The 9,655-nt window shown below is 63.2% G+C and carries 9 protein-coding genes; 8 read left to right on the forward strand and 1 reads right to left on the reverse strand.

What is annotated here, in order from left to right; translation table 11 throughout:
* The first annotated feature begins 544 nt into the window (after nucleotides 1-544).
* The 4 genes from ACHUEU_RS16220 to ACHUEU_RS16235 are packed head-to-tail and all read left to right on the forward strand — an operon-like array spanning nucleotide 545 to nucleotide 4,765.
* Nucleotides 545-1,516: a nucleoside hydrolase gene (locus ACHUEU_RS16220; protein WP_394217127.1), complete on the forward strand. Its 972-nt coding sequence runs from the start codon at nucleotides 545-547 to the stop codon at nucleotides 1,514-1,516.
* A gap of 5 nt (nucleotides 1,517-1,521) precedes the next feature.
* Entirely contained in the window at nucleotides 1,522-2,859 is a 1,338-nt protein-coding gene (locus tag ACHUEU_RS16225; RefSeq protein ID WP_394217128.1) for an ABC transporter substrate-binding protein, read from the forward strand.
* 32 nt (nucleotides 2,860-2,891) lie between these two features.
* Nucleotides 2,892-3,872, forward strand: coding sequence for a carbohydrate ABC transporter permease (locus ACHUEU_RS16230; RefSeq protein WP_394217129.1), 981 nt, complete (start codon nucleotides 2,892-2,894; stop codon nucleotides 3,870-3,872).
* Nucleotides 3,872-4,765, forward strand: coding sequence for a carbohydrate ABC transporter permease (locus ACHUEU_RS16235; RefSeq protein ID WP_394217130.1), 894 nt, complete (start codon nucleotides 3,872-3,874; stop codon nucleotides 4,763-4,765). The genes ACHUEU_RS16230 and ACHUEU_RS16235 overlap by 1 nt, the downstream gene beginning before the upstream one ends.
* A 70-nt stretch (nucleotides 4,766-4,835) precedes the next feature.
* Here the strand turns inward: ACHUEU_RS16235 and ACHUEU_RS16240 are convergent, their stop codons facing one another.
* Entirely contained in the window at nucleotides 4,836-5,762 is a 927-nt protein-coding gene (locus ACHUEU_RS16240) for a LysR family transcriptional regulator (RefSeq protein WP_394217131.1), read from the reverse strand.
* Nucleotides 5,763-5,882: 120 nt separating this feature from the next.
* Here ACHUEU_RS16240 and ACHUEU_RS16245 point away from each other — a divergent pair, with 120 nt between their 5' ends.
* The 4 genes from ACHUEU_RS16245 to ACHUEU_RS16260 are packed head-to-tail and all read left to right on the forward strand — an operon-like array spanning nucleotide 5,883 to nucleotide 9,469.
* Entirely contained in the window at nucleotides 5,883-7,247 is a 1,365-nt protein-coding gene (locus tag ACHUEU_RS16245) for a flavin-containing monooxygenase (protein WP_394217135.1), read from the forward strand.
* Nucleotides 7,244-7,672 carry a RidA family protein gene (locus tag ACHUEU_RS16250; protein ID WP_394217132.1) on the forward strand — a complete coding sequence of 143 codons (429 nt, stop codon included), beginning with the start codon at nucleotides 7,244-7,246 and terminating at the stop codon, nucleotides 7,670-7,672. Before ACHUEU_RS16245 ends, ACHUEU_RS16250 begins: the two co-directional genes overlap by 4 nt.
* The gene (locus ACHUEU_RS16255; protein WP_394217133.1) at nucleotides 7,669-8,340 is read left to right on the forward strand and encodes a DUF1028 domain-containing protein; all 672 of its coding nucleotides are present in this window, start codon (nucleotides 7,669-7,671) and stop codon (nucleotides 8,338-8,340) included. The genes ACHUEU_RS16250 and ACHUEU_RS16255 overlap by 4 nt, the downstream gene beginning before the upstream one ends.
* Nucleotides 8,333-9,469 (forward strand): amidohydrolase, encoded by a 1,137-nt coding sequence (locus tag ACHUEU_RS16260; protein ID WP_394217134.1) that lies wholly within the window; start codon nucleotides 8,333-8,335, stop codon nucleotides 9,467-9,469. Before ACHUEU_RS16255 ends, ACHUEU_RS16260 begins: the two co-directional genes overlap by 8 nt.
* Nucleotides 9,470-9,655 lie beyond the last annotated feature (186 nt).

Raw genomic sequence — 9,655 nt, forward strand, 5'->3', positions numbered from 1 at the left:
GAACACCCCCGCGCAGGTCACAAGGCTACGACCCTCCCGGCATGCCTCCAGAACCCCTGAATTCTGCGGAACGCCGGCCGTGGGGCTCTAGCCACTGCCGCAACGTTCACCGGACGATTCCGAAAGCTTCCGCGATCCCTCGGGCCGTCGCACCCGGAGTCGACTCATACAGCTCCACCGCCTGCCGACGGATCTCCTCGGAATAGCTCTTCCTGGCCATGGTTCATGATCCCGCTTCCTCAGCAAATGCTGGAATCAGCGTGCCCCCGAACAAGGGTCAGGCCCCGCATAAATGAGGCCAGTGGGTGTCCAGCTGCGGGCTGGTAGGTCTGCTGGTCGTCCTGGTTGTTGGGCTTGTTGATCCAGGCTGCGTCGGGCAGGGCGAGGATTTTTGCACTGCGGAACTGCCACATTTCACATCACCTGATTTGATGCACTACGCTAACTTCTACTATTCGCCTAGATGCGAGGCTTCGCTCTAGAGTGACCAGCACTTGCCGGCGGATACCGCTCGGCTCAGCGCAAGGATGCGATTGGAGTCACGATGCGAACCATCATTCTCGATGTCGACACCGGCAACGACGATGCGGTCGCGATCGCCATGGCTGTGGGAAGTTCACAGCTCTCTGTGCTGGGCTGTTCGACCGCGCTCGGCAATCTCTCGCTCGATCAGACGACGGACAACACTCTTCGCACACTCGACGCGCTCGGCCGCCATGATGTGCCGGTCTACGCTGGCCGGGCGCAGCCGCTGGTTCCACGTCCGTACCCCTTCGTCTCGGGCCGCTCGGCCGGGCTCATGCACGAGGCGACCCTGGCGTTGCCATCTCCCACCCGTGGTGCCGCCGAACAGGGCGCCATCGATTGGCTGGTTTCGACACTCCGCGCCACCGCCAAGCCAATCACCATCGTCGCGGTCGCCCCATTGACCAACATTGCTGCCGCAGTGATCGCTGCTCCGGAGGTCGTCGAAGCCGTCGACGAGCTCGTCATCATGGGGGGTGGCCATGAGTTCGGCAACCGGACGGCGTCCGCCGAGTTCAACATCTATGCTGACCCAAATGCAGCAGACGTCGTTCTCCAGGCCGGTTTCAGCCGCATTGTGGTTATGCCGTTGGACGCGACACACGATGTCGTCGTGGATCGCGAGCTGCTCAGCCGGATCGATTCGCTCGGCACGCCGGGCGGGAGTGTCGTCTCCACGGTGCTCGACTTCTACATCACCGGCCACGATCTCACTCATCGGATGGATCAGGCCCACTCCGCCCCGGTGCACGACGCTCTGTGCATCGCGTACCTCATGGATCCCGAGGTGGTCGAGCTGCGCCACGTGCACACGAGTGTCGACACGACGAGTTATCACAACTATGGCCGCACGACCGTCGACGTCAACGAGCGCAACGGAGCCTCCCCTAATACATGGTGGGCCTTCTCCGCCGACCAGAAACGCTTCACCCGTGCGTTGATCTCGTCGTTGCAACCAAGCGTGCCCAATGGTGGGCACGGAAAGGAATGAGAACCATGAATCAAGGCACCAAACGGACCAGGAGGGGCGCAACCGCAGCTCTGGCACTGGCCGCGATCATGACTGTGGCGGGTTGCGGCGGCGGTGGAGGACAGTCTCAGACCGGACCCGTGACCGAGGAGTGTCCTGAGGGCACGACCATCCTCCACGGCATTACGTCGACCTCGGGTTACCCGCTGGATAGCCAGATCGAATGGTACGAAGAGGCGAACTCCTGCGTTTCTGTGGAGCTCCAGCGTGTTCCGTTCGACCAGCTCGGCGAGACCATCTCGGTACAGGCCGCCGGCAATGCCCCGCTCGACCTGATCGGATATGACGGTCCTTGGACGAAGAACTACGCCTCGCTCGGCATCCTCGCACCGCTCGACGAGTACATCCCCGAGGAATTCTACGACGATGTGCTGCCGACCACCTTGGCCGAGCACACGTGGAATGACCAAGTTTATTCGACCGGTCTGCAGACCAGCGGCATCGGGCTCTTCTACAACAAGACGCTAACCGATGAGGCGGGAGTCGACGTGCCCACGTCGCTCAACGAGGCGTGGACATGGGATGAGGCCCACGAGGCCATGCTGACCTGCCAACAGAGTGAGTCCGGATCATCAGACGTCTGGGGGCTGGCCGGATCTCGCTACGGAACTGGTGCGCTCAACGCCTGGTTGCCCATGCTGCGCGGCCACGGTGATCCGACCGCTCCCGAGGGCTCGAGCGCAGCCAATACCTTCGCCGCGATCTCGGAAGACGGGCTGAAGGTCGATGGTTTTCTGAACACCCCGGAGATGATCGAGGGTGCTACTGCTTACCAGTCCCTGTTCCAGGGAGATACTGCGGTCAGCCCGGAGACCCCAATCCCGGACTCGTTCCTGAACGGTACTGCGTGCTTCGATCTCGATATTCCGTACCTCGCCAACGATCTGGAGGAGGCCGACGTCGACTTCGAGTGGGGTGTGGCCCCTGTGCCACATACCGTCACGCCCATCGTCCACACAGGTTCGATCACGATCGGCGTGGCGTCGAAGTCGCAGAACATTGAAGCAGCCGCTGACTTCGTCGTCGAGATCTCGGGCGAGGAAATGGCGACCCGATACGCGGAGGAGGCAGGAGTCCTTCCCGTGCGAAATTCGGCAATCGACGCGATCCCCGAGCTTCACGAACCCCCGCTGGAGATCCCCGTGCAGCAGCTCCGTGAGTGGGGCGAGACTCGCCCTCAGACGACCTCATACCTGGCCTACGACCAGTTCGTGACGGACGCACTCGCTGATATCGCATATGGCGCGGCCCCGGAGCAGCGACTCAACCAGCTCGTCGAAGAGCTCGAGCCCAACCTCCGCTGACTGAGTCAGCGGAACAAGCCAAGGGGATCCCATTGACCAACGTCATCACCGACGGTCCTGACCGCTCGGCCGATCTGCGTCCAAGAGCCACTGGAGGCACATCGGCGAGGGCGCGGTCGTCACACCAGAAGTCCGAACGAAGCCGCCAGCGTAGCGAGATCCGGACTGCGGTAATCTTCCTCGCGCCGTTCCTCGTGCTGCTGATGATGTTTCAATACATCCCGCTCGCTGTGATGGCACGTGACTCCTTCCACTCCTTCACCCTCTTCAATCCGGAGATGGCGCAGTTCGTCGGCTTCGACAACTTCGCGCGAGCCTTCACGAACCCGACTGCGCTCGGATCGATGCTCGTCACGCTCACATTTATGCTGGGCTTTATCGCTGTGACGGTCCCGCTGGGCTTTCTGTTGGCGGTGTACCTCAACACGCACCTGCCAGCCCGCGGCATCATCCGCACGCTCGTCTTCCTCCCCGTGGTCACTTCGACCGTGGTGGTGGCGACGATGTGGGGTTTTCTCCTCAACCAGAGCGGCCTCGTGAACTCAGCGCTCGGCTCGATCGGGGCGGGCCCCTTCAACTTCCTCACTGATACAGGGCTCGCTCTGCCAGCGGTCATCCTGATGTCTGCGTGGCAGCAGATCGGTCTCGCAGCGATAATGTTTCTCGGCGGGCTGCAGTCGATCCCCGACGAGATCCATGAGGCTGCGAGCGTAGACGGCATCGGACCGATTCGACGGCTCTTCGCGATCACCCTCCCATTGGTCTCCCGCACGACAGTGCTCGTCACAGTCGTGATGACGGTCTTCGCGATCCAGGCCTTCGCCCCCGCCTACGTCGTCACGAACGGCGGGCCCGAAGGATCGACGAACCTGTTCGTGTTCGAGATCTACCGTTCAGCGTTCTTCCTGCAGCAGCCCGGCTACGCATCAGCGCTATCGGTGGTCCTGCTAGGTTTCGCGTTGCTGATCAGTGCGATCGAGATGCGTCTCCTCCGTACGACTTGGAGTTATTGATGAGTGCCTCCCAACTGTCTCCGGCGCGCGTGAAGCGTCCCGAGTTCAGCCCGAAACGACGCAAGATCAGCAAGTGGTTCTTCAGCTTGGTCATGCTGGGCGTGATCGGCGTCGTCTTCCTGGCGCCATTCATGTGGGTCATCTCTTCGGGGTTCAAGAGTCAAGAGGACATCTTCGCCGGGCTGGTGCCATTCAGCTGGACAGCCTTCCTGCCGCTCAATCCGACGCTGGACAACTTCATTGAGCTGTTCGTCGAAAAGGGAGTGGGCCGCAGCCTGCTCAACTCGTTCGCTGTCGCGACTATCGAGGTGGTCGGCGCACTTGCTGTCTGCTCGCTCGCTGCATACGCCCTCACCCGTATGGATTGGAAGGGGCGAGGCGCTGTCTTCGGGCTTATCCTCGTCACCTTCATGCTCCCCGTCGAGGCCATGTTCGTTCCGCTCTACCGGGTCATTTCGGGCATGGGGCTCGATGACAACCTGTGGGGTGTGGCGCTTCCGGGAGTCGCGAGCGTTTTCGGGCTCTTCCTGCTGAAGCAAGCATTCGAAGACATCCCGCGTGAGCTCGATGAGGCGGCACGCATCGACGGTGCCGGCCATTTCCGCATCTTCTTCTCGATCATCATCCCGAACGTGAAGACTGCGCTAGCCACTCTGGTGCTCGTGAAGTTCCTGTTCTCCTGGAACATGTTCCTCTGGCCTCTCGTCGCGCTACAGAGCCCGCAGCTCAAGCTCATCCAGGTGGCAGTGGCGCACGAGGTGGATCCGAACTCGCTACCTAACTGGGGGCTGACGTTCGCGGGTGCCGCGGTCGCTGTCGTGCCCGTGCTCCTGGTGTTCCTCCTGCTGCAGCGGCACTTCGTAAAGGGTCTTGCTACCACCGGCCTCAAGTGACAGGTGGTGGATCCCGAACGCCTTGCCGCACGGGCTGCCCGCACGGGCGGCCCGGGAGGTGCATCCGGGGCTACTCCGCGTGGCCATCACCGAAGAGCCCACGTGCCATTTCGGCAATCACACGCGCTCGCGCCGTGGGTCGCACATCGGAAACTCTAGCGAAGGCGACGCTGAGGGGGCTGGCACCGTCGGCTATCGGCACGACAGCGACCTCGCCGCCGTCGTAGGTGCGGCTGGTGGCGGGAATGTGATTGAGGATCGAGTACCCGTGACCTCGGGCGACGAGCGAACGCACCGTCTCGTAGCTGCGTGAAGTGAAGCGGATCTCAGGTTCGAGACCCCCAGATGCGAGAAGGCCGAGGAAGTAGTCGCGCGAGTGCTCGGTAGCGAGCAACACAAAATCTCGATCTGCCAGCTGTGACAGCTTCACCCGCTTCCGCCGGGCGAGATCGTCGCCGGCGGGCAGGACGACGTGTGGCTCGGCGACGTAAAGATGGTCGTACGTGAGGTTGTGCACTGCACCGAAGTCGTAGGTGATGGCACCTTCGACCGACCCGTCGAGCAGGAGCTCCGTGGTGCGGTCGACATCAGCCTCGATCACCTCGATGCGCAACCCAGGATGATGGGCCTTGACTGCTGATATCAATTTGGGCAATACGAAAGGTGCCAGCGGCGAGAAGCATGCGAGTCGGAGCGTGCCCCGGACGTCGTAGTGGCGACCGCGTACGTTGTCGGTGACCTCATCCACCTGTGCGAGCAACGATCGAGCGTCTCTCAGAAGCTGCTCCCCGGCTTCTGTCACCACGAGCCCCTTGCTGCGCTGCCGGATGAACAACTGCACGCCGAGTGACCGCTCTAGTTGTGCGATCGCGGTTGAGACGGCCGACTGCGCCACGTGGAGATCGACCGAGGCCTCGGTCATCGAGCGCTTGGTCGCGGCAACTATGAAGTATCGCAGCTGCACGAGCGTCATCACTGGTCCACTCAAACGTGTCATGGCCGCATGGTATCAATCAAACTGATGTGGCGAGCCTAGAAGTCATTATTTACGGATGTTGTCCTCTTCCATAGCCTGGACAGGTCGGCAGAGTTGCCGGCACAGACTCGGAGGTTGGAGATGTCGGTGCAAAGCGTTGAGGTGCTCGTCGTAGGGGGAGGGCAGGCCGGGGTTGCCATGAGTGCGCATCTCAGTGAGCGCGGGATCTCGCATGTCGTGATCGAGCGAGACCGCATCGCCGAGGCATGGCGCACGGGGCGCTGGGATTCGTTGGTCGCCAATGGTCCCGCATGGCACGACCGCTTCCCCGGTCAGGAGCACACGGTCGCCGGAGATCTCTTCCCTACCAAGGATCAGATCGCCGAGTACTTCGAACGCTTTGCCGAGCGGATCAATGCCCCCATCCGAATCGGTGTCACCGTCACCGCGGTTCGGAAGCACATTGGCCGCGCCGGGTTCCATGTGGAGACGACCGGTGGCGTCTATGATGCCCGCTTCGTGGTCGCTGCGACCGGTCCGTTCCAGATTCCTGCGATTCCGCAGGTTGTGCCTGAGGACGCCGGCGTTCATCAGCTGCACTCCCGCGACTACCGGAACCCGGAGGCGCTGCCCGCCGGCGGCGTGCTCGTCGTCGGTGCCGGCGCCTCAGGCTCCCAGATCGCGGACGAGCTGGCTCGTGCCGGTCGCGATGTATGGCTTGCAGTCGGGCCGCACAGTCGACCACCTCGCAGCTACCGTGGCCGCGACTTCACCTGGTGGCTCGGCGTGCTCGGCCTCTGGGAGCAAACAACACCTCCCGGGGGAGGTGACCACGTCACGATTGCCGTGAGCGGCGCGAACGGCGGCGAGACCGTCGACTTCCGCACTCTCGCCTCGCGCGGCGTGCGTCTGGTCGGCCGCGCCGAAGCGTACAGCGACGGCACGATGCATTTCGCACCCGACCTACTCAACAACATCGAACGGGGCGATGCCGATTACCTCGGGATGCTCGAGGACTGCGACCGGTATGTGGAACGCAACGGACTCGACCTGCCCGAAGAGCCCGATGCATTCGTTCTCGATCCGTATCCTCCCGATGCGCTCGACCCGGTCCAGGAGCTCGAGCTCTTGGAGGCTGGCGTAACCGTCATCCTCTGGGCAACCGGGTATCGCACCGATTACAGCTGGTTGCAGGTCGACGCATTGGACGCCGAGGGTCGCCCGCAGCACGAGCGAGGCATCTCCACAGAACCCGGCGTCTATTTCCTCGGTCTGCCGTGGCTATCGCGACGAGGCTCGAGCTTCATCTGGGGCGTCTGGAACGATGCGCGGTTTATCTCCGAGCAGATCGAGATCCAAAGGAATTACTTCGCCTACGAGCCGTGCGGTCGCCTCGACGGCGACGAACGGATCGAGCGCCCGTCGGACGACTTGACGGCATCGACAACAAACTCCGACGACGGTTCTGTGTCATACCGTGCAGTGGGGGAAGGAGCTCTGCGATGACCACACACACTCGCATCCGCCCATTCAATACCCGCGATACCTACCCCGAGCAGAACCTCGACAATGATCTCTGCCAGGCCGTCGTGGCAGGAGGGGTCGTCTACCTGCGCGGCCAGATCGGGCAGGACCTGGACACTCGTGAGTCGGTCGGCATAGGTGACGTTGAAGCACAGACCGAGAAGGCGATGTCCAACATCGCCATGCTGCTCAAAGAGTCGGGATCGTCGCTCGCAGACGTCGTCAAGGTCACGGTGTACATCATCGACTCCCGTTATCGCGAGACCGTCTACCGTGTGATGGGCCGCTGGCTGAAGGGCGTCCACCCGGTGTCCACCGGGCTCGTTGTGAGCGCACTCGCTCGGCCCGAATGGCTGGTCGAGATCGATGCGACCGCCGTCATCAGCACTGCAGGAGCTGAGGAATGACCTTCTCCATCGTCGCCCGTGACTCCTCTGGAGCGCTCGGCTCGGCCGTCTGCTCCTCGTCACCGGCGGTTGCGGCACGCTGCATCCATCTCGCAGACGGCGTCGGGGCCGTGAACTCGCAGAACGTGACCGACCCCCGGCTCGGGCACGCCGTCCTCGACCGGATTCGAGCCGGCAGATCCGCGAACGATGCCCTGAACACAGTCATGGCGGCCGCCGATCACGTCGAGTATCGACAGTTGTTGGTGGTCGACGCTGATGGCGAGGTCGCCTTCTACTCCGGCCAGCGCGCACTCGGCGTCTTCGGGGAGGCAACGGGAGAAGGCGTGGTAGCCGGCGGCAACCTGCTTGCCTCAGCGCAGATCCCACGCATCATGATCGATGCCTTCGAAGCGGCCAAGGGCGACCTCGAAAATCGACTCCTGACCGCCATGCAAGCAGCGATGGCTTCCGGCGGGGAAGCGGGCGACGTGCACTCCATCGGCCTGTCCGTGGTCCGGGACGTTGGGTGGCGAGTCACCGACCTTCGCATCGATTGGACCGATGGCAACCCCATCGAGGAGATGGACCTGCTTCTCGGCCGATGGCTCGAGCAGCGCGACGACTACGTCGACCGCGCACTGGATCCTACCGCTGCGCCGTCATACGGGGTGCCCGGAGATGAGTAGTCGCGGGACACTCAAAGCAACCGTCGAGGCTTTGGTCGGCGGAGCGAAAGCATCTCTCATCGAGCTCTCGGAGACGCTCCATGCGAATCCCGAGACCGCTTGGGAGGAGCACCGGGCTGCCGAGTGGGTCGGGAACACCTTGGCAGACCACGGATTCCGCGCTACGCCGAGCTACCTCGGCTTCGAGACGGCCCTACTCGCGGAGGTGGGCAGCGGACCGATCATCGTCGGCATCATGGCCGAGTACGACGCTCTCCCCGGCCTCGGGCACGCCTGCGGTCACAATCTGATCGCCTCGAGTGCCGTGGGTGCCGGACTGGCACTCGCCGGGATCGCCGACGATCTCGGAATCACAGTGCGCGTCTACGGCACACCGGCTGAGGAGGGCGGCGGCGGCAAGATCGAGATGCTCGACGCGGGCGCGTTCCGGGACCTCGACCTCGCACTCATGGTGCACCCCGGACCGGTCGATGTCGCCGAGGCACGCCCCTTCGCGGTGACGCATGAACACATCGCTTACGACGGCGTCGCCGCGCACGCCGGCGCCTACCCCGATCGGGGCGTGAACGCCAATGACGCGTTCGTGATCGCCCAGCTCGCCCTCGCGCTCCTGCGGCAACAGCTGCCCCAGGACACTCGCGTCCATGGCATACAGACGCTCGGCGGCTCGGCGCCGAATGCCATCCCCGACCGCACCGAGGGGCGCTGGTATGTGCGGGCCGGATCCCTCGAGGAACTCGAGAGACTGGGAGAGCGCGTACATCGTTGCTTCGAAGCCGGTGCACTCGCCACAGGCACGACGCTCACGATCACGCCCGAGAGCAAGCCCTACGCCGAGTTCCGCACGGATGGACGAGCGCTGGCCGCGTACAAGGCCAATGCTATCGCGCGGGGGCGCGATTTCGCAGAGCCGGGTCTCGCTGGCCGTATGAACCGCGCTTCCACGGACATGGGCAACGTCTCGCAGGTGGTCCCAGCGATTCATCCCTACATCGGGGTGGGCTCACTGCCGTATACGAACCACCAGCGAGAGTTCGCAGCTGCGTGCATTGGTGCGCGCGCCGAGCGGGCCCTGGTGGACGCGTCGGTGCTCATGGCCCAAACCGTGATTGACCTTTTTGCTGAATGATCATCGACCGGGCTCGCACCGCCGTGAAGTCTCACGTGCGGCCTAACCATCCATCCACGCTGTCTGGGACTGCCGCGCGGATAGGTGACATCTGATCTGGCTTACCCGTACCGGGGTTCCGCAGAATTGAGTGCGGCTAGAGGCATGAATGCGCGTGCTGACCTGCAGTAAGGCGTGCTGGCTCGG

It is taken from the genome of Brachybacterium vulturis (genome assembly GCF_043641765.1).
GTDB lineage: Bacteria > Actinomycetota > Actinomycetes > Actinomycetales > Dermabacteraceae > Brachybacterium > Brachybacterium vulturis_A.